This window comes from Sphingomonas sp., from assembly GCF_050725575.1.
Taxonomy (GTDB): Bacteria; Pseudomonadota; Alphaproteobacteria; order Sphingomonadales; family Sphingomonadaceae; genus Sphingomonas.
On the sequence record NZ_JBOHHW010000006.1, the window covers coordinates 21,428 to 41,119 of the forward strand.

Annotated in this window: 18 protein-coding genes; 7 read left to right on the plus strand and 11 right to left on the minus strand. The window is 62.3% G+C overall.

Going from position 1 to position 19,692, the window contains the following annotated elements; genetic code table 11:
* Nucleotides 1-339: 339 nt before the first annotated feature.
* Together ACRECS_RS06020 and ACRECS_RS06025 are read right to left on the minus strand one after the other, a co-directional pair.
* Nucleotides 340-1,329 (minus strand): MBL fold metallo-hydrolase, encoded by a 990-nt coding sequence (locus tag ACRECS_RS06020; RefSeq protein WP_431582055.1) that lies wholly within the window; start codon nucleotides 1,327-1,329, stop codon nucleotides 340-342.
* A 354-nt stretch (nucleotides 1,330-1,683) separates the two neighbouring features.
* Entirely contained in the window at nucleotides 1,684-4,506 is a 2,823-nt protein-coding gene (locus tag ACRECS_RS06025) for a TonB-dependent receptor plug domain-containing protein (RefSeq protein WP_431582056.1), read from the minus strand.
* A gap of 195 nt (nucleotides 4,507-4,701) precedes the next feature.
* On the opposite strand from ACRECS_RS06025, the gene ACRECS_RS06030 reads away from it, so the two are divergent.
* The 4 genes from ACRECS_RS06030 (at nucleotide 4,702) to ACRECS_RS06045 (ending at nucleotide 9,866) form a co-directional block, all read left to right on the plus strand.
* Nucleotides 4,702-5,727, plus strand: coding sequence for a cyanophycinase (locus tag ACRECS_RS06030; RefSeq protein ID WP_431582057.1), 1,026 nt, complete (start codon nucleotides 4,702-4,704; stop codon nucleotides 5,725-5,727).
* 100 nt (nucleotides 5,728-5,827) lie between these two features.
* Nucleotides 5,828-7,102: a DUF6438 domain-containing protein gene (locus ACRECS_RS06035; RefSeq protein WP_431582058.1), complete on the plus strand. Its 1,275-nt coding sequence runs from the start codon at nucleotides 5,828-5,830 to the stop codon at nucleotides 7,100-7,102.
* Nucleotides 7,103-7,206: 104 nt separating this feature from the next.
* On the plus strand, nucleotides 7,207-9,525 hold the full coding sequence (locus ACRECS_RS06040) for a GH92 family glycosyl hydrolase (protein ID WP_431582059.1): 2,319 nt from the start codon (nucleotides 7,207-7,209) through the stop codon (nucleotides 9,523-9,525).
* A gap of 8 nt (nucleotides 9,526-9,533) precedes the next feature.
* Nucleotides 9,534-9,866 (plus strand): ribonuclease E inhibitor RraB, encoded by a 333-nt coding sequence (locus ACRECS_RS06045; RefSeq protein WP_431582060.1) that lies wholly within the window; start codon nucleotides 9,534-9,536, stop codon nucleotides 9,864-9,866.
* 9 nt (nucleotides 9,867-9,875) lie between these two features.
* On the opposite strand, the gene ACRECS_RS06050 is transcribed toward ACRECS_RS06045, so the two are convergent.
* The 8 genes from ACRECS_RS06050 to ACRECS_RS06085 all read right to left on the minus strand — a co-directional run bounded on the left by ACRECS_RS06050 (nucleotide 9,876) and on the right by ACRECS_RS06085 (nucleotide 16,118).
* Nucleotides 9,876-10,508 (minus strand): HD domain-containing protein, encoded by a 633-nt coding sequence (locus tag ACRECS_RS06050; RefSeq protein ID WP_431582061.1) that lies wholly within the window; start codon nucleotides 10,506-10,508, stop codon nucleotides 9,876-9,878.
* Nucleotides 10,509-10,721: 213 nt separating this feature from the next.
* The gene (locus tag ACRECS_RS06055) at nucleotides 10,722-11,231 is read right to left on the minus strand and encodes a DUF6869 domain-containing protein (protein ID WP_431582062.1); all 510 of its coding nucleotides are present in this window, start codon (nucleotides 11,229-11,231) and stop codon (nucleotides 10,722-10,724) included.
* 106 nt (nucleotides 11,232-11,337) lie between these two features.
* Nucleotides 11,338-11,958, minus strand: coding sequence for an SAF domain-containing protein (locus ACRECS_RS06060; RefSeq protein WP_431582063.1), 621 nt, complete (start codon nucleotides 11,956-11,958; stop codon nucleotides 11,338-11,340).
* Nucleotides 11,955-13,190 (minus strand): hypothetical protein, encoded by a 1,236-nt coding sequence (locus ACRECS_RS06065; protein WP_431582064.1) that lies wholly within the window; start codon nucleotides 13,188-13,190, stop codon nucleotides 11,955-11,957. Before ACRECS_RS06065 ends, ACRECS_RS06060 begins: the two co-directional genes overlap by 4 nt.
* Complete coding sequence (locus tag ACRECS_RS06070) at nucleotides 13,190-13,612, minus strand: hypothetical protein (protein ID WP_431582065.1); 423 nt, start codon at nucleotides 13,610-13,612, stop codon at nucleotides 13,190-13,192. Before ACRECS_RS06070 ends, ACRECS_RS06065 begins: the two co-directional genes overlap by 1 nt.
* Entirely contained in the window at nucleotides 13,588-13,929 is a 342-nt protein-coding gene (locus ACRECS_RS06075; protein ID WP_431582066.1) for a hypothetical protein, read from the minus strand. The genes ACRECS_RS06070 and ACRECS_RS06075 overlap by 25 nt, the downstream gene beginning before the upstream one ends.
* A gap of 58 nt (nucleotides 13,930-13,987) precedes the next feature.
* Entirely contained in the window at nucleotides 13,988-14,575 is a 588-nt protein-coding gene (locus ACRECS_RS06080; RefSeq protein WP_431582067.1) for a hypothetical protein, read from the minus strand.
* Between the two features lies 1 nt (nucleotide 14,576).
* Nucleotides 14,577-16,118, minus strand: coding sequence for a hypothetical protein (locus ACRECS_RS06085; protein WP_431582068.1), 1,542 nt, complete (start codon nucleotides 16,116-16,118; stop codon nucleotides 14,577-14,579).
* A gap of 527 nt (nucleotides 16,119-16,645) precedes the next feature.
* Here ACRECS_RS06085 and ACRECS_RS06090 point away from each other — a divergent pair.
* From ACRECS_RS06090 to ACRECS_RS06100, 3 genes are all read left to right on the plus strand, one after another.
* Nucleotides 16,646-17,854 carry an alanine racemase gene (locus ACRECS_RS06090; RefSeq protein ID WP_431582069.1) on the plus strand — a complete coding sequence of 403 codons (1,209 nt, stop codon included), beginning with the start codon at nucleotides 16,646-16,648 and terminating at the stop codon, nucleotides 17,852-17,854.
* 388 nt (nucleotides 17,855-18,242) lie between these two features.
* A complete protein-coding gene (locus tag ACRECS_RS06095) occupies nucleotides 18,243-18,593 on the plus strand; it encodes an ArsR/SmtB family transcription factor (RefSeq protein ID WP_431582070.1) in 351 nt (116 codons plus the stop codon).
* The gene (locus ACRECS_RS06100) at nucleotides 18,590-19,075 is read left to right on the plus strand and encodes an SRPBCC family protein (RefSeq protein ID WP_431582071.1); all 486 of its coding nucleotides are present in this window, start codon (nucleotides 18,590-18,592) and stop codon (nucleotides 19,073-19,075) included. Before ACRECS_RS06095 ends, ACRECS_RS06100 begins: the two co-directional genes overlap by 4 nt.
* Nucleotides 19,076-19,134: 59 nt before the next feature.
* On the opposite strand, the gene ACRECS_RS06105 is transcribed toward ACRECS_RS06100, so the two are convergent.
* The gene (locus ACRECS_RS06105) at nucleotides 19,135-19,611 is read right to left on the minus strand and encodes a hypothetical protein (RefSeq protein WP_431582072.1); all 477 of its coding nucleotides are present in this window, start codon (nucleotides 19,609-19,611) and stop codon (nucleotides 19,135-19,137) included.
* Nucleotides 19,612-19,692: the final 81 nt, after the last annotated feature.

Genomic DNA, 19,692 nt, shown 5'->3' on the forward strand with positions numbered 1-19,692 from the left:
TTTCCGCTGTTCTCCGGAAATAAAAAAAGCCACCCCTGTTAAGTTGGATTTTGGGTGTCGATTTTCGTCCATTTTAGAATGGCTTGAGACAGCTTACCCCTGTTCCCGATAACAGGGGTGGAACAGCGGTGGAACAGGGGTGAAACAGCGGAATAACGGCGGTGAGCGACCGCTGTTCCTGCCCAATGGCCGCCGCAGCGCGTTCGATATTTTCCAGTCATGTCAAAGAGCGGGGCGGAACGCCGGCTGACATCCCATCCACCGCCACACTGTCATGCTGCACGCCAGGGTTGAATCGGCACTGCCCGTCACGCCGTCCGGCGCTGCGGGGCGATCATTCTATGACAGAGGCGAAAAATCATAGCTGGCGCCCGCTTCCGCCGCGACGAAGCGCTCGGGCGAAACACCAGCGGCGGACAGCGCGGCGGCCAATGCGAGACGCGGCGCTTCCCGTGCCTCGTCGGTCAGCTGGAACGTCCCCCAATGAATGCCAAGCGCGTGCGTCGCATCGACCTCGTGCAGGATCTGGACTGCTTCTGCCGGGTTGACGTGCTGCGCGGTCATGAACCAGCGCGGTTCATAGGCGCCGATCGGAATCAGCGCGACGTGCGGCGATCCGAACAGGTCGCGGATCTCGCGGAAGATCGCGCCGTCACCATAGCCGGTGTCGCCGGCGAACCAGATGCTGCCCGCCGGCGTGTCGATATAATGCCCCGCCCACAGCGCCATACGCCGGTCGCCAAGCCTGCGCGCCGACCAGTGATTGGCACGCGTCAGCACCGTCGTGACACCAGCGCCAAGCTCGATCCGGCCGTGCCAGTCGCCCGTGACGATCCGCGCGCCAGGCACTGCCGCACGAACGATCGCATCATTGCCAAGCGGCATGACCAGCAACGGTGCGTGCGCGGCATGGAGCCGCCGCAGCGTGGCGATGTCGAGATGATCATAATGATTATGGCTGATCAGCACCGCATCGACCGGCGGCAGATCTTCGAACGCGATACCGGGCGCCGTCGCTCGCTTCGGCCCAAGAAACGAGACCGGGCTCGCGCGGTCGGACCAGACCGGATCAGTGAGTATGTTGAGCCCCGCCGCCTGGATCAGCAGCGCGGCATGCCCGACCATGGTGATGCGCAATCCATCGACGCGACCCTCCGGCCGAGCCGGGGAGACCGGCACGCTGCCGGGCCATTTCGCGATGACGCTGGTCCGCTTCCAGCGCAGCACCTCCCATAAGGATCGGTCAGTGACCGGCTGTCCCGGATTGAAGAAAAGCTCGCCATCGAAATGCGCGCTTGGCGGTCCGGCATAATAGCGGTTGCGGGGCATGTGATCGTCTTAGCGGCGATTCCGACGCAAGGCGATGCGCTCCACCCACGGAGAAGCAGCCCAATGTGGTCGCGAGATGCTCACTAAGAATGGTCAGCTGATATCGTGAACGGGGGTACGAAAATGAACGCGACAAGCAGAACAAGAGTCGCCACCGCGTACAGCAGATAGAGGCGGTCGATTAGCCAGACCAGGAGGGAGAGAGGTGTAATCCTGGCGGGCCGCCGGAGCACCCAACCCGTCTTTCGATAGTCGATAACGCCGCAGATCGCGCACGCAACGGCCACGCCCAGGAAAGAGAAATTCATGCCTCTTTCTCCACCGTCTAAAGACCCTTGCCCCCCAGCTTGTAGGTCAGCTGCAGGAATACGCTGCGCCCAACGCTGTCGACCAGCTGATGTCGTAATAGGGATAGGCCGAATAGCTCGGGTCCTTGACCGGCTTGGTATCGAGCACATTGGTGACGCTCAGCGACCCGCGGAAATGGTCGGTGAAGTCGTACAACAGCGTCGTGTTGAACAGGTAGCTCGCCTTGATATAGGCGTCCTCGTCATAATTGGGCAGCTTGCCCAGCCGCTTGCCCTCGACCGTCAGGCGCAGGCCCTGATAGGCATAGCCGATGCTTGCCGAGGTCTTGTCGCGCGGGATGTAATAACCGCTGTCGAACGCAAATTTGTTGATGATCGGATCGCCAGGATATTGGCGGAAGTCATGCTTGAAGACATGGGTGTGGGCGAGCGAGAGCGAGAAATCGCCGAAATTCGTCGGCACCCGGCCATGCAGCGCGATGTCGAGGCCGCTGGTCTTTTCGGTCGCGATATTGATCGGGTTGACCGCGACGGAGTCGAGCTCGCCTTCCAGGGCACCGCTGCTGAAGCGGCGCACGCGGGCGAGCGCATCCTTGCACGTCGGCGTATTGATATCGACCGCCGAGCCACTTGTCGTATGACCAATGACACAATCGGCCTCATCGCGAAGCAACGTGTCGATGCTCAGGTCCTGCACCTGATTGCTCAGCGACACGCGGAAATAATCAACCGAAACATCGAAATTATGCGTCGGGGCCCAGACGATCCCGGCAGTGAGCGACTTGCTCGTTTCCGGCTTGAGCCGCCGATTGCCGTTGCGTTGCGCGACGATGCCGAAGTCATAATCGTCGCTGCAATCGCTGAGGTTCGTCCCGTCACCATTTTCCCTGCGGCACATGAGATAATCGGTGGCGGAGGGATGCGTGTTGCCCGGGCCGGTGAAGACATAATGCAGGTCGGGTGCGCGGAACCCGGTGCCATAGGACGCGCGGAGCAGCAGCTTCGATGTCGGCCGCAGTTCCACACCGCCATTATAGGTGAACTTGCTGATGCCGTTGCCGTCATAGCCGAAATGGTCGTACCGGCCCGCCCCCGACAATTGCAGGAACTTGGTCACCGGCACGCGCAATTCGCCGCCCAGCGCCCAGTGCGAGCGCCGGCCGACGCCGTCGCTATCCTTCAGCCCGACATAATAATCGGTCAGGGCGAGCGGATCGGGATTGAGGTCATAGCCCTGCTTGCCGAATTCACCGACCGCGGCGAAGCCGACCGGCCCGGCGGGAAGCTGGAACAGGCTGGTGGTGTTGATCGTCGCCGAGACATTGTCGGTCCAGCTCTTCGGACGATAGACCGAATTGACCGCGATGCTGTCATATTCAGCCTGGGTCAGCGGTTTGTAGAGCCGCGCCGGATCGGCGTTGAAGATCGGATAGCCGCTATCCTCATCCACCCCAAGCTGAGGCCCGAGGAACAAGGCGTTCGCCTTCGCCGCGATCACTTCTGGAAACTTGACCACCGCCGAATATTCGCTGTGGTTGAAGACGAGTTCGTAATTCCATTTGTCGCCCAGCCGGCCCTCGATCCCCGGCGTGATGGTGAAAGTCTTTTGCCGGTTGCGGATCATCACATTGCGGAACCCGCCCGACTCTTCCGGCGTGAACTGGCGCGACCAGTCGTCGAGACCCCATCCGCCAAAGCTGTTGTAGAACGTCGTGTCGCTGCTGCCCGAAGGCCCCTGATAGGCCCAGCTCAGCACATCGGGCATCAGCGAGACATTGCTGATGCCGAACTGCGCGTCGACGAACAGCTTGGCGCTGTCGGAAATATCGAAGCCGGCGGTGCCGTAACTGTTGAAGCCCTCGCGCTGTGAGATGACCGTGCCATAGCCGATCGACGTCTTGCTGCCGCAGAAATAGCCTGGACCATAATCGCCAAGATCATCGTCATATTGGCCATAACGCGGACGAGAGGCGCGGAAGGTCGACCCGCCGTTCAGCGACGACAGGCCTGCGCAGACCGCATTGCCGGGATCGATATAGACTTCGTCAATCGGTTCGTAACGGACGAACGTCCGCCGCGCGGTGGTATTGACCGGATTGTCGTCGGTGCTGTCCTGGATCGACCGCTGATACGCCCAGAGCGGACGCTGGTTGAGATATTCGATGCCACCAAGGACATGGAAACGGTCGGTCGACCAGCCGGTGGTCAGCGTGGCGCGGTGCGACACGCCGCCGCCATGTTCGGTCAGGCCATAGCGATAGTCGATCGTCGTCCCGTCGACCTTTTGCTTGAGCTTGAAATTGATCACGCCCGCCATCGCGTCGGACCCGTAGATCGCCGAGGCGCTGCCGCTGAGGATTTCGACCTGGTCGAGCAGGCCGAGCGGGATGTTCGAAATGTCGGTGAAGTTGCTGCGCCCCTGAAACGGCAGCGGGAAGTCGGCGATGCGCCGGCCATTGACCAGCACCAGCGTGTGGTTGGGGCCAAGTCCACGCAGATCGACCTGCTGCGCGCCGGGCGTGAAGCTCGCGCCGCTGAACGATTGCTGGCTCTGTGTCTCGCCGCCATTCTGCGTCACCGCGCGCAGCACGTCGGCCACGCTGGTATAGCCATTGGCGCGGATCGCGTCGGCGTTGATCACCGTGACCGGCGCCGGCCCTTCGGCCAGCGCGCGCGGGATGCGCGAGCCGGTGACGACGATGTCAGTCGCGGTATCCTCGACCGAGGCACTTTCGTCCATCTGCGCCACCCCCGGCTGATCGACCGGCGGCGCGGCGTCCTGTGCCCGGGCGGGCGCCGCCAGCGCCAGTGCGCCGGCGCAGCAGCCAAGCATCGTCGAAATCCGCAAAGCGTTGCGTGGCGTCGTCATTTTTGCCCCCCTTTTTCCCGGCACTGCCCCGTCCGGCCTGTTGGCGGCCCGATCGGCGACGGCATCGGTCCCCATTAGGCGACCATCGCTAACAAGATTGCCGCGACCGATCGACGGAAATAGTGAAGAGCGGCGATGAATTCCGTTCGGTGATGCCGCTGCGCACCATTGCGACGATTGGGGAGGAAGACCGAAATGACGAGCATAGCCCTGCGATCCGCTGTCGTTGTCCGGCGCCTCCTCTGCCTGCTCGTCCCTATTCTGATGCTGGCGTTCACGTTAACCGGTGGCGCGGCCATTGCGCAGGAGTACGACCATTATGTCGCCGGCGACCTTGCCGCGCCGACCCCCGATCCGGTCAGCGGCGGGTTGCTGCTGCTCGGCGGCGGCGACCGTGACGAGGCTGCGATGCGCTGGTTCTTCGCCAAAGCCGGGCATGGCCATATCGTTATCCTGCGCGCCTCCTATGCCGGCGAGATCGGTGAGGAATTCTACCGCCAGCGCGGCGGCATCGCCTCAGCCGAGACGTTCGTGATCAAGAGCCGCGCGGCATCGACCGATACGGTTCTGCTTGACCGGCTGGCCAAAGCCGACGGCATCTTCATCGCCGGCGGCGATCAGTCAAATTATGTCCGCTTCTGGAAAGGCACCCCGGTCGCACAGGCGCTCGACGCACATGTCGCCGCGGGCAAGCCGCTCGGCGGCACCAGCGCGGGGCTCGCGATGCTCGGCGAGCGGCTCTACGGCGCAATGGACGGCGGCAGCCTGGCCAGCCCCGAGGCGTTGCGCGATCCGTTCGGCCCGGCCAACACGATCGAGGCGGATTTCCTGCACCTCGCCTTGCTGCGCGGCATCGTCACCGACACGCATTTCAAGGAGCGCGACCGGCTCGGCCGGCTGTTCGCCTTTCTCGCCAAGGCGCAGGTCGGGCGCAGCGGCGCACCGATGCTCGGGCTGGGCGTCGACGAAAGCGCCGGGCTGGCGGTGGAAGCCGATGGCACCGCGCGGATCCATGCCACCGCACCGAATGGCGGTGCATGGCTGGTCGAGGGTGCCAAGCTCAGCAAGCTGAAGCCCGGCGGGCCACTCAGCGTGACGGGCGTGCGGGTGACCGGGATCGGGCCGGATTCAGTGCTGCATTTGCCGTCGGGCAAGGTCGACCGGCCCAGCTTCGTGCGGGACTATGCGGTTGAGAAGGGCAAGCTGGTGGGGGCGAAATAGCGAGTTTTTGTCGCTCCTTCCCGGCATGAAAAGGCAGTCATATGCCTGCAAACATGGCATGCTTCTTTGAGAATCGAATGATGTGGCATAGCGTCACCACATGAAGTTTCGCCCGGTGTTCCTTTCCATCGGTATCGTGATCTTGCTCGCGGCCCTCGCGCTGGCACGGGACACCATTGTGCCGGCAGGGCATCGGCCGATGCCGGCTTTGAAGGATCTGCGCACCGTTTCGATCATCCTCGAACGGAGCGAGTGCTTTGGCACCTGTCCCTCATATCGGGTTGAACTGCGCGGTACCGGCGAAATTATCTACGAAGGACGCAAGTACGTCCTTGTCGAGGGTCAGCATAGGGCGACGGTCGATCCGCAACGGGTCGCGGCACTCGTCGAGCGATTCCGCCAGGACGATTTCTGGTCTTTGCGGCCTGCCTATATTGCCTCGATCACCGACAACCCGTCCTATCGTCTGACACTTTCCATCGACGGTCAGACAAAGACGGTCACGGACTATGTCGGCAAGGAGGCGGGGATGCCGGACTCCGTGACGGCCCTGGAAGAGGCCGTTGACAAGGTCGCGGGTGCCCGGCGGTGGATCACGGGGGATAAGGAAACATTAGATTCGCTTCGGCACGAGCAATGGAATTTCTCGTCACCGGCCACGGCCGGCATGTTGGCACGGGCCGCTGTCGATGCCCCCGACATACTGGTCTTTGGTCTTCTTGCGGCCGGCGCACCAGTCAAGGAAGTTGGATCCCCCAACCCCGACGAGTACAGCCCACCGAAAACCGCGTTGGACAATGCATCACTGATGGCGCGACTGGAGGTCGCGCGAAAGCTTATCGCCCTGGGCGCCGCGACGAACGTCCCCGGTGCGGCGGAAAGCGCGCTTCGTAACGCGGCCGCGTCCAAGCATCCCGCAATGGTGGCCGAAATCCTGAAGCTGAAACCCCATGTGAATGCGAGAGATCGGAGTGGTTTCTCCGCTTTGATGTGGGTCGAACAGGGTCCTGACCCCTTCTATTTTCAACCAGACAGAACCGACCCGGTGCAAGTGATCAGGATGCTCGTCGCGGCAGGAGCGGATCCCAACCTCACCGTTGAGAAGCCGGGATCATACAATGCCGGCGATACGATACTGCATATGACCACCGATCCCGCTAAGGCCCAAGCATATATCGATGCCGGAGCGAAGCTGAACCAACGCAACGACCGCGGTCAGACGCCTGTATTGGCCAGCTCTTCGGAAGATGTCGCACTGTTGTTGCTGGACAGGGGCGCCGATCTCTCCTTGCGTGCCGACGATGGCACCAACCTCCGGCAATCCGCCAAGGACCAGGGATGGACGAAAGTCCTCGCACGACTGGATCGCAAATGACGCCGCAAGCCGCCCTTCGGGCGCGAGAATCAAATTTAAAGCCATAATCCCGAACAAGTTTTATGGCGCTTCCCCTTCCCGCAATCCCCTGCTCTAATCGCGCCATGCCGATCCTCCCCCGCACCATCGCCGCCCTGCTCGCGCTGAGCCTGGCCACTCCCTCGCTTGGCCAGTCCGCATCCGACTCGGTCGATCCGTTCATCGGTACCGGCGGCGAGGGGCATACCTTCCCCGGCGCGGTCGCGCCGTTCGGCATGGTGCAGTTGAGCCCGGACACCGACACCAGCCATGTCATTCGCGACAGCTACAAATGGGCCGCGGGCTATCGCCATGACGACCCGACGATCCAGGGGTTCTCGCACACCCATTTCTCCGGCGCGGGGCATTCCGACCTGGGCGATTTCCTCGTCATGCCGGCGGCCGGCGGCACTGTGGCGCTTGAGCCCGGCGACCCCGCGAAACCCGGTTCAGGCTATCGTTCGCGCTTCGACCATAAGGACGAGGTCGCCAGGCCCGGCTATTATGCGGTCACATTGCGCGATCCCGGCATCCGCGCCGAGATGACCGCCGGCACGCGGATCGGCGTGCATCGCTATGCCTTTCCGGCGGGCAAGGCGGCGCATCTGGTGATCGATCTGCGCAGTTCGCTGTACAATTATCCCGGCAAGATCCTGTGGTCGTCGCTGCGCCTCGCGCCCGACGGGACGGTCACCGGTGCGCGCGAGACGCGTGGCTGGGCGCCGGGGCGCAAGCTCTATTTCGCGATGCGCTTTTCCGCGCCGCTCACGGATCACGCTTTTGTCAGCACCGAGAAGGACGTGCCGTACAAGGGGTTCCAGGGCCCCGGCCGCGGCAGTGACGCGCTGGCCGAGAAGAGCGGCCGGGCCCTGGTCGCGCGGCTCGATTTCGGCGCGCTGACGGCACCGCTCGAAGTGAAGGTCGCGATCTCCTCGGTCGACGAAGCCGGCGCGATCGCCAATCTCGACAGCGAGCCGGGCGATTTCGACGCGGTGCGGGCCAAGACCAAAGCGGCGTGGGACAAGGCGCTTGGCGTGCTTGAGATCGACGCGCCGGCGGGCATGAAGACCAGCGTCGCCACTGCGCTCTATCATACACTGCTTGCCCCTTCCGTCGCGGGCGATGCCGATGGGCGCTATCGCGGACCCGACGACCAGGTGCATCAGGCGAAGGATTTCACCTTCCGCTCGACCTTTTCGCTCTGGGACACGTTCCGCGCCGAACACCCGCTGCTGACCTTGGTGCAGCCGGAAAAGACCAATAGCGACATTGTCCGCTCGCTGCTCGCCAGCCGCCGTTACAGCCCCGACGGCATCCTGCCGGTATGGCAGTTCCAGGGGCGCGAGACCTGGACGATGATCGGCTATCACGCCGTGCCGGTGATCGCCGACGCCTATCTGAAGGGCGTGGGCGGGTTCGATGCGAAAGAGGCGCTCGACGCGATGGTCGCGAGCGCGAGCTATGCCCCTTATGGCGGGCTCGGCGACTATATGAAGCTCGGTTACGTCGCGATCGACCGCGAACCCGAAGCGGCATCGAAGACGGTCGAATATGCCTATGACGACTGGACCATCGCGCGGATGGCGCGGGCAATGGGGCGCAAGGACATTGCCGACACGTTCGACAAGCGTGCCGCCAACTGGCGCAACAGCTTCGATGCGAAAACCGGCTTCGTCCGCGCGCGCAAGAGCGACGGCGCGTTCCGCACCCCGTTCGACCCGACCGCGATCAATTACGGATCGGACTATACTGAGGGCAATGCATGGCAGTATAGCTGGTTCGTGCCGCAGGATCAGGCGGCGCTGGTTCAGGCGATGGGCGGCGACAAGGCGAGCGTCGCCAAGCTCGACGCGATGTTCGACTATGATAATTCGAAGCTCGATTACAGCCATGCCGAGGATATCGCCGGGCTGATCGGCCAATATATCCATGGCAATGAACCGAGCCACCATGTCGCCTATCTCTATAATTATGCCGGCGCGCCGTGGCGCACCCAGGCGCGGCTGACGCAGATCGTCGCGAGCCAGTACAAGCCGACCCCCGACGGCCTGTCGGGCAATGACGATCTCGGGCAGATGTCGGCCTGGCTGGTGTTCACGTCGCTTGGTTTCTATCCGGTCACGCCGGGCAGCCTGGAATATGTCATCGGCCGGCCATTCGTGAACCGCGCGGCACTGGCGCTGCCCGGGGGCAAGACCTTCACCATCATCGCCGACGGGCTGGACGATGCGCATCCCTATGTCGGGAGTGTGTCGCTCAATGGCCGGCCGCTGGCGCGCGGGTTCATCCGGCATAGCGAGATCATGGCCGGCGGTGAGTTGCGGTTCGTAATGCAGGCCGGGCCGAACAAGACGTGGGCGGCGGGTGCGAGGGAGCGACCGTTTTCATCGAGCACGGCACGGTAATTCAGGGCATGTCAGTATTCGAAGAGAATGAGGAAATCCTGCGGCGCATTGCTGACGGTGGGAATAATCTGGAGCCGCCGCGACCCGTCGATTTCGCCCATGTCTTCACCGATCAGGCTTCGGCGACGCGCTTTGCCGAGGCCGTACGGGTCGAGGGTTTCGAGGCGCGGATCGAGAAGATCAACGACGAGACCGACTTCGGGGCGGATCCGTGGGACGTTACGGCGTCACGAATGATGATCCCGACTTGCGAGACGATCACCACGACTGAAGTGCAGCTCGATACATTGGCGCAAAGCTATGGCGGCCGTGCCGATGGCTGGGGCTTTCTGAACATCTGAACGGTATGATCAGTCCCCCTCCAGCTGCGCGATCACCCGACGCAGATTGTCACGCGCGGCCTGCTCCCATTGATCAAAACCCCAATCGGTCAGGAACAACCGGTCCCGCGCGAGGAAATTGCGCAGGATGCCGGCCCGTGCAGCGGCATAAACGCCGGCCTCGACATGGGCATATTCCGCGCGGATCTGCCGGTCATAGGCGTCGAACACCGCCGCCGGCTGGCCGAGGATCGACAGGTCGATATCCAGCAGCAGTGCGCCATCGGGACAGTCGGCCGGGTCCGGCGGCACATGGCGGATGGTGGCGAGGATTGCCGCGCCGGCGCGGGCGGTCGCGAGCGGACCGGCGATCGCGCCCATTTCTGACGCGCAGAGCACCGCACTCAGTTCTTCGTTGCGGCCATGCGGCGCCTGCGGATCATAGACCGCGTCATGCCACAGGATGAAGCCGGCACAGGCCGTTGGATCGACCACCGGCACCGCATCGCCGATCGCCCGGTCGAGATGCGCCAGCATTGCCTGGGGATGCGCCCAGGCGTGATAATGCCGCCAAGGTTCGCGGTAGCGGCGCTCCAATGCCTCGAGCGGCGCCGCCGCGAGGAGCGACGCGATTGCGGATCGGGGATTCATGGCGCTCGTCATCTCCAGCTCCGATGCCCCGGCCCGTTGCGGATCATAGACCAGCACGCCCTGATGGATCCAGCGCGGCCAGCGCGATCGCGACGTCCGTGCACCTCGCGAAAACATCGGGCAACAACGCCGATATATCAGGTCGTAGACTCATAAAGCGGCCATTCCCCTTCCGCCCCAGTTCCAGCCCTTCTCGCCGCGCCGATGTGATCCCGAGAGCGGACTTTACCCGCGCGGGGGCAGTTTGTCAGCGGACGGCTCCTCGTGCGGACCCGTGATGCGGAATTTCTCAATGGCTTCCCAAGCTTTCGGCGCAATGGCGACCTTAAACGGGTTGCTGAGGAGCCAACGGAAGCGAGCCGACTTACGTGCCTCTGCGACGATACGATCAAGTAGATCAGGTGACGGATCGCGAAGCACGTTCTCCAAGTTTCCACACCCCATGAGTGCTAAAAACTCGGGATCGTCGCTTTGTGAGGCGGCTATAATCACATAGGCGAACGCCTTTTCAGGATCATCAAAGTGGCAGGTGATGATCTCGTCAAAGTCGTCCGCCAACTCGTCGGGCCAATCACCCGCACCCTCGGCCTCGTATCTCGCGTAAGCGAGAAGTTGCTGACGCATTTGGTCAGCATCTGGCCGAGCCAACGCCCTTTCCAGTTCGCTCGAGTTTATTTTCGCACTCATGCGGCCAGAGAGTAGCTCGGTCGCCATGCGACGCAAGGTCGGCTTCATATCGCTCGCTGTCGAAAGCAGACAGTCTCGAATCCCCCAATTTTTGCCGTTCAACCCCCTGCGTAAGCGGCCCCATTTTATGGGTTCACGGCCTAGGATCTGGACCCTAACGCTCCGGGCGTGTCGTCCGGTCGGGCAATGTGCTGCGCGGCGCCAGGCAGGCGGTCGGCTTGGCCGCAAGCAAGCCGGCCTCGGGCATGGCGGCAACCAGTTTCTTCGCGTCGGCGCTCTTCAGATAGGCGATCGCCGTGCAGGCCGATCGCGTCTTGTCGGTGCAAAGCAGCGCGCCGGCCTCGAACTCAACGAGCTGCTCTTCGCTCTTGCCGTCGGGCTTCGCCTTGCACACACGGTAAATGGTGCCGGCATTGGCGGTTGCCCCGCCGGTTGCAGGAAGGCCGATCGCGATCAAATTGGGCGGCGGGACGAGCAGCGGCGCGGCGGCGAAATCGTCGCGGCGCAGCATTTGCCCGGCGCGGATCGGCAACTGCGCATACTGCCCCTCGAGCTTCGCGATATCCTTTGTCGCGGCTTGCTTGCCGGCGCCACCATCGGTCGCTGCGATATCGCCGGGCGACACCAGATGGTTGAGCGCCATCGTGCGTACCGCCTTGAACCGCACCTCGGCATCCTGGCTGCGCTGTGTGAGCAGATAGGTGCCGATGCCGAGCAACAGGCAATAGACAATGAAGAACAACGTCATCATGCCGAGAATGGGTCGATAGCTCATCTGATGGTGACCTTCGGATCCTCGCCGAGCGACCAGCGCTCCAGGTTACGCCACAATTCGCATTCTTCGGTGCTGGTCTTTGTCGCTACGGTGACCTTCAACTGTTCAAGCAGCGTGCTGCGCTTGACGTCGATCGCTGCCCGTACCGCTTCGGTCAGCGATCTCTGGCCCTCAAGCGCCATGCGGTGGAATATGCTGACCAGCAACGGCCCCGCGGCACCGACCGCGATGAACAGATAGGGGGCCGCATAGAAGAAGGAGACAGCCAGCCAGACCATACAGGTCAGCGTCGTGGCGGCGATCATCATCACGCCGAATTCGACCTGCATCTTCGAACGGGAAATGCCGGGCGTGACCGCGTCGTCCGCCGTGATCACTGCCTGAATTCGCGGCCACATATAATCGAACGACACGCCATATGCTTTGGTCGTGTAACGCTCCATCACCGCACGCAGATTGCCGAGCTGCGATGCCCGGATATCGTCCCGGACGAATTGCGCATGCAGCCTGCCATTGGCTTCCTCGGCATTGAGCTTCGCATCCTCAATGGCGGCTTCGATCATGTTGATCAGATCGCCCTGCGCCTGATCGAGCGCGGCCGAAGCCTCTGCGACCGCGGCCTCACTGAGCTCGACCGAATTCAGCTCAAGCGCCGCTTTCACCGCGGCGACCGCAGCCCTGATCCGTTCCAGGATCTTCCGTCGCCCCTTTGGCGTACCCCCGCCCGGGATCAATTGCGCAGCGGCGGTCACCGTGGCCCGGGCAGCAGTGATCTTGCCGCTGTCGGTGATCGCGCCGAGCAATTTTCCCGCATCGCGCGCCACAATCAGTGCCGCCTTTTCCGTTGTGAGGAGCTGCTTCAGCGATTGATGATACGCGACCGTGACATCCACTTCTCCGCGCATCGCCTCGGCCGCACGCCATGCATGGCGGACCATTGACCGCTTCAGCGCTGCGGGCAGCAGCTCGCCTTCGATTACCCGGCGCAGCGCGGCGATCATCGGCGCCGCGACCCAGGCCAGCGAGAACTGCACGAAGACCATGATCGAAAGGCCGAGCACAGTGTCGAGGCCGAGCGCCGTCGCCAGCGCGAACGAAGGCCCTATGCCGAACAGCAGTAGGGCCAGGCCGCCATTGATCGCGGTAAACAGCACGATGGGAAAGAAGAAGCTGAGCAGGAAAGCGCTGCCCAAGTCCCTCAACGCCCCCAGCGCGTCGTCAATGCCCGGCATCAGGGCAACAGCGACATGGGAGAATTATCCCGCGGGCAGCGCGTATAGCCGGCCGATGCCGGATAGATATGGCCTCCCTTGTCCGAGCAGATCATCAACGACAGCGGCCGACGCAAGCTCATCGCCATTGCACGCGTACGGATCGCCACGAACGTGCCGGCGGGGGTCCGCTTCACCTGGGCGTCCAGGCCGTCGATTGCGGTGGCGGAATAGCGTTCGCCCGGCCCGCCTTCGACCTGCTGGCTCCGGCCGGATATCAGCGCCAGGCCCGATCCGTGACGCACCACCACCGCCGGTGTTTTGCGGCCTTTGGTTGCCTTGGCGAAATCTTCGGTCGAGAAACCGTCTTCGAGCAATGGCAACGCGATCCGCACGCCAAATGCCCGGCGGGTGCCGCTCAGCCGCCTCTTGAGACCGGCCATGTCTTCACCAATGCAGTGGCGGTCTCGATGACTTTCACCAGCGCCTTGCTCTTGCCGACCACCACCTCGAGCGCACCCGTCGCAGCGGCCAGCGCATCGATCTGCTGATCGGTCGGAAAGGCGATCTGCTTGTCGTTGTCGATCATGTCATAGACCGCCTCGATCCGGGCGATTTCGAGCTCCGCGTTCATCATCCGGCCTTCGAAATCGGGGCGGTCGGCGGGATCGAGCCGGTCGTTGAGCTCCTGCAACGCATCGTACAGTATCTCATGCTTGCGCCAGAGCTCGTCGAGGATTTCGTCCTTCCCTATCGGCATATGCTTGTTCCCTGTTCAGAGAGAAGATTTGAATGGCTATGCGGGAAAGTCGCCGGCTCTATCCGACGACATTCTCCTGCGCGGTTTCCTCTTCCGCCGCGGTGCCGGTGGTTTTGCTCTCGGCGTCGGCCGTATCCGTCTTCGCTTCGTCGATTGCCGCCCGGTAGGCGTCGCGCAACGCGCTGCCATAAGCGATGAGGTCCTCCAGCCGCTGCCCGGTCGTCACCGGCTTCTGCAATTCGACAAGCTGCTTGATGATCGCATCGACTCCGGCACTGTCATAAGTGAGCGCAGGCACGGTGGCCGGGCCCGGCGCCGGTCCGGTATTGGCCAGCACCTGCTCCGCCGATGCCTCGCCCACGATCGCGAAGCGATTGAGCGCGGTGTCGTCACCACCCAGGCGCCAGCTTGCCACGCGCGCGTCGATCTCGGCCCGGCGCATCTCACGCATCTTGGAAAGCTGGGCGAGCCGGCTTTCATTGGCAGCGTTCAGCCCATTCTGTCCGGCCGCGAAATCGCGCACTGAGGTGCGATAGGTCGACAGGATCGCGCTCGATTGTCCCGCAACATGCTGCATCTCCAGTTCGCCGGCGCATGCCGGCAACAGGAGCAACAGGGTGGCGGGCAGAAGCGGTCTGATGGTCATATCATTTCACCAATATTGAACCAGCAACGGGGAGGCCCGCGACGAAATTGGCGATGGTTTCGGGCTTGATGCCACCGGCGCCGTACGCAGCGATCTGATCGATCGCCGGCTGGATCAGCGCCCGATAATCGGCTTCGCTGGCGCGGGCTCGCTTGAGCGCGGCCGCGCGTTGCAGCTGTATTTCCCGAAAACGAAGGATCTCGAACGGTATCCCACCAGCATTTTGCGAGCGGACATAATAGCTCAGTCCTTCGTCGAACGCCTGAGCACTGGGCGCCGCCCGGCCCGTTGCGACCGGACCGCATGCAGCCGACCTGCCGCACAGCGCCTGCTGCGCCTGCGCGAGATAATAAAGCTGGGCGCGAAGCAGCGCGGCTTCGTCGAGCAGCAGCGCCTGTTGCTGCTTTGCCGTGTCCAGGTCGATCGCGACGATATTGAGATCATGCCTGATCTTGGCCATGCCAATCAGCAATGCGCTCGGCTGATCGAGCGGCCTGGCTGCCGCCTGCGCCTCCAGCGCCCTGATCGCCTCGAGCAGCTCGAGCGCATTGATCAGCGGTTCGGTGGCTTTGGGCAGCACCGTTTTGGCTTTGTCATCGAGCGTGCCCAGACTCGCTTCGAGTTCGCTGCCGAATACGGCATCGATCGTGGTGAGAACCTTGGCGAGCCTTTCATCGGTCGGCAGGCCATCGATCGATTTGAGGAAATCGATCGCCTCTTGCAGCCCCTTGCCCTCGTCTGACGGATTTGCCGCCTTCATCGCTTCCTTGAGCGCATTCTCGGCGCGCTCAAGTTGCGCCTTGCGCTCGGCCAGCGCCTTCTCCTTCGCCGGCGTCTTATCCTTCGCCAGCACCTTATCCTCCGCCAGCGCCGCGATCTGATCGCACACCATGGCGAGATTGCCGCCGATCACCGGACGGCCGTCCTGCCGGGGGTCGCAATCCTTGGCCAGCGCCTTGCGCTGGCCAAGCGCCTGACAGGCCTGGACGAGCTGGCCATAGCGCTGCGTCTGGCTGGCATCGGGGTGATTGATCGGCGGCGCGCCCGGCGCGGCGCTGGCGACCACCGTTGGACAATCGACCGCAAGCCCGCCCCCTGCCGCCTTATAGCTGCGCGCTGTCGTCGCGACCCGGCGTTCGTTGAAAGCCGTAGTGCGAACGGCGAGATCCTTGGTGAACCGGCTGGTCATCAACGTCTTCGCCTGGTCCGGCGTCAGCACTTTCGTGCCATAACTCGCCTCCAGATCGCCGCCGACCAGTTCGGTCAGGCGCATCACCGGCGTGGCTTTGGTGTTCGAAACGGTCGAGGCGGGCTTGATGATATTCAGCAGGCGATAGTCACGCGATGTGACCAGCAGATCGGCCAGCGCCTTGTCCTCGCGCTGGGCGAAGTCAGCGAGGTTCTTTTCCTGCGCCGCGAAATAGGCCGGCGTGGCAAGTGCACCGAATTTGGTCTGCAGGTCAGCCGTCGCGATTGCACGTGCCGGATGGTGAAGATAGGCCGAACAGCCAGTGACCAGCATGGAACAGGATAGAAGCGCCACAAGACGCAGTCCTGGACGCAATCCTGTCAGCTGCCCGCCACGCCCATTTATAGGCACGGCCAAGCCATTCGCCGGAATCGACGCAGTAACCATGCTCATGAGTCCCCCTCAAGGCTTAAGGATGCTATCGATATAAATCGTCGTTACAAGCGATTCGTCGTCATATCCATGACTATGGAACAATATTATCCCCGACGGACCGACAAAAACAGCTTGCATATCAATAACTCATACTTGCCATAAGGCCATAATTTGTCATTCGTTTAAGACCATATCGGATCGAACTGTTCTCCGGCGGCGCCAATCAAGTCGATACGCGCGCTGTGCGGCCAACGGCATTGAGGCGAAATCATTGCGGCGCATCACTGCCCGATACGGATCTCCCGTGACCATAGGCTACAGCCGTCTCTCAGGGTCCGGCAGCAATCAACTATCCTCGCCAATGCGATCTGACCGCTATCGCCACTGTGCCTTCGCTTCACCAGCTTATAAGACGGGCCCGCTGCAGCGGCCTAAGAGATAAATCGATGACGAATAACGCACATGCTCCTTACTTTGCCGATCTGCAGAACGCACTGCGTCAACATGGCATTTCGTGGCCGACCATGGTGCTCGACCGCAACCGCATGCGGCGCAACGTCGAACGGCTGACGGCGCTCATTGCACCGACCAAACGGCTCCGCCTGGTCGAGAAATCGTTGCCGGTGCCATCCATGCTGGACGAGCTGATGCGATTGGCCGGAACCCAGGCACTGATGGTTTTCCATGAACCGCAATTGCGGCAGACCGCCTATCGTTTTCCCGACAGTGACATCCTGCTGGGCAAACCCATGCCCATCCAGGCAGCGCGCCATTTCTACCTCCATCTTGGCAATACCCATTTCGACCCGGCCAGGCAGCTGCAATGGCTGGTGGATACACCAGAGCGGCTGGACGAGTATCTGCAGCTCGCAAAGGGGCTGACCGTCCGCATGCGGATCAACATCGAGATCGATGTCGGGCTTCACCGTGGCGGCGTCGCCGACCCGGCCATGCTGCAGACCATGCTCCGGACCATTCGGGCGGCAGCCGATCATCTGCAATTCTCCGGGCTGATGGGCTATGACGCCCATGTCGGCAAAATTCCGTCATTGGTCGAAAGCCGGACCACCAGTTTCAACAAGGCGAACCAAACCTATACCGCCTACAAGGCCATCGCCCGCGCCGAGTTTCCGGAACTGGCCCCCGAAACGCGCGACAACATTTGCTGGAATGGCGCGGGGAGTCCGACAGTTGCCTTGCACAACAGCGATGAGTCTCCGCTCAACGACATCAGCGCCGGGGCGTGCCTGCTCAAGGGAACGATGTTCGACCTGGATCTTCTCGCCGATTTCGAACCTGCGATCTTTATCGCGTCCCCGATCCTCAAGGCCTGGGACGGGACTCATCTCGCCGGCCCGAGGTGGCTTTCCTCATTGCTGTTCGGCGCGCGGCAATCGCGCGAACGCACCTATTTCACCTATGGCGGCGACTGGCGCGGCGAAATCTGTTCGCCATCCCGGATTGTGCCGAACAAATGGTTCGGCGTCAGTTACAACCAGGCCATGTTCTCGGGCCCCAGGCAACAGGCTCTGGCGGTTGACGACTGGCTGTTTCTGCGGCCGCATCAGTCCGAAGGCTCGTTGCTGCAATTCGGTCCGCTTCAGGTCGTGGAGGACGGCATGGTGGTCGACGAATGGTTGCCCTTTACGGAATAGTCAGAGCGTCTATCCGCGGCGGATAAAGATAAATTTCTTATCTATTTGATATATAATGATATTATATAGACCGTTCGTCGAACGCCGGCCTGAGATATGCAACATCCGGTGTCCCATATCTCCCGTCGCCCTCCCCACAGCCAGTCGTTCCGCAGCCCGGCCGTCGCAGCGATTCAACCCTTACCTGGGATCGGGCATGTCATCGCTTGCCGGACTTATACCGGCGGCGAGCTCTTTCTTATTGTCGAAAATGGGACTGCCAATCGGTGGCACGCGCAATGGCCTCGCGCGGTACTGAGCCTTGTCGGCATAGGTAGCACGCGTTTGCCCTCTTGACCGCGCCGCGATTCATATATAGTCAAATGTCTATATAGATGAGAATCGATATATGACACTTACCCGCGACCCGCTCGACGATATCTTCGCTGCCCTGGCCGATCCCACGCGTCGCGCGATCCTCAATCGCCTGTCGCGCGGCGAGGCGACGGTGAACGAGCTGGTCGAGCCGTTCGGGCTCAGCCAGCCGACCATCTCGCAGCATGTGAAAGTGCTCGAACAGGCCGGACTCGTCTCGCGCGGGCGCACGGCGCAGTTCCGCCCGGTGCGGCTCAATGCCCGCGGCATGGCCGCGGCCGATGCGTGGCTGGGGAACTACCGGCGCTTCTGGGACGAAAGCCTCGAGCGGCTAGGCGACTATGTCGAGGAATTGAAAAGCCGAAAAAAGGAGCGGCCCGAATGACGACCTATAACCGCATCAACGAAAATCGCGACGAACGCCGCGTGACCGTGGCGCGCGTCTATGACGCGACCGCCGACCTGCTGTTCGAGGCGCATACGACGCCGGAACATTATCTCCACTGGTATGGCCCGCGCGACTGGCCGGCGACGCGGGTGGAAATGGATTTCCGCGTCGGCGGGCATATCCTGTTCGCACTGACCGGACCGGATGGCATCGAAGGCACGCCTTTTGGCGGTACCTATCTCGAAATCGAGCCGAACAGGAAGATCGTCTATACCAACGGCTTTGTGAATTCGGATCAGGACAAGATGATCGTGACCATCCTGTTCGACGAACTCCACGGCAAGACCACGGTGACGGTGATCACCGATTTCACCAGCGAAGCGATGTGGCTGGAGCATGTCGATGGCGGCATCGCCACCGGCATGGCGTCGATCGCCGACCGGCTGGCCGATTATGTCGAGGTGCTGCTGAGCCGCTGAGCCCTGTCCTCGTCCGACCGCTGTGGGGAGGGTTCAGCACCCTCCCCCGACATTGAAGCTTAGCGGTGGGCCGGCTCGCTGCCATCGCCGACATGGAGCTGCCCGTCCCGCACAGTGAACCAGCGATTGCGCTCGCCGCGGCGGTCGACGATGCGCCATTGCGGCTGGCCATCGGTGGTCGAAAACGACATGAAACTGACGCCCGTCTGCGTGGTCAGCTGAATTTCCGGCAAGGCGCCGAACAGGGTGCAATCCCGGATCGATATGCCGCGCAGCTGATCGAAGCCGGGCTCCCACAGCGTCTCGTCGCTCCAGCTACCGCAGCGGATCGACTTCTCGTCCTGGATCCGCCAGCTCCATTCGACGCCAAGTAAAACCCGGCCCTCGGGATCTCCCGGCGAGCCGTCGTTTTTCGTCCATGGCGACAGCTCACCAATCTCAATAAAGACCGCCGATCCGTGCCCGCGCCACATATGGCTGATCGGCTCACCGATCAGGCCGGCCGCCAGTATTTCAAATTGTTCCGCTGCCGTCATCGCATCCACATTGAATGGCTTTTTCCCGATATCGCCTCCGTGAGGCTAGCAATCATTCACTGCAGTCCGGTGACGAGCAGG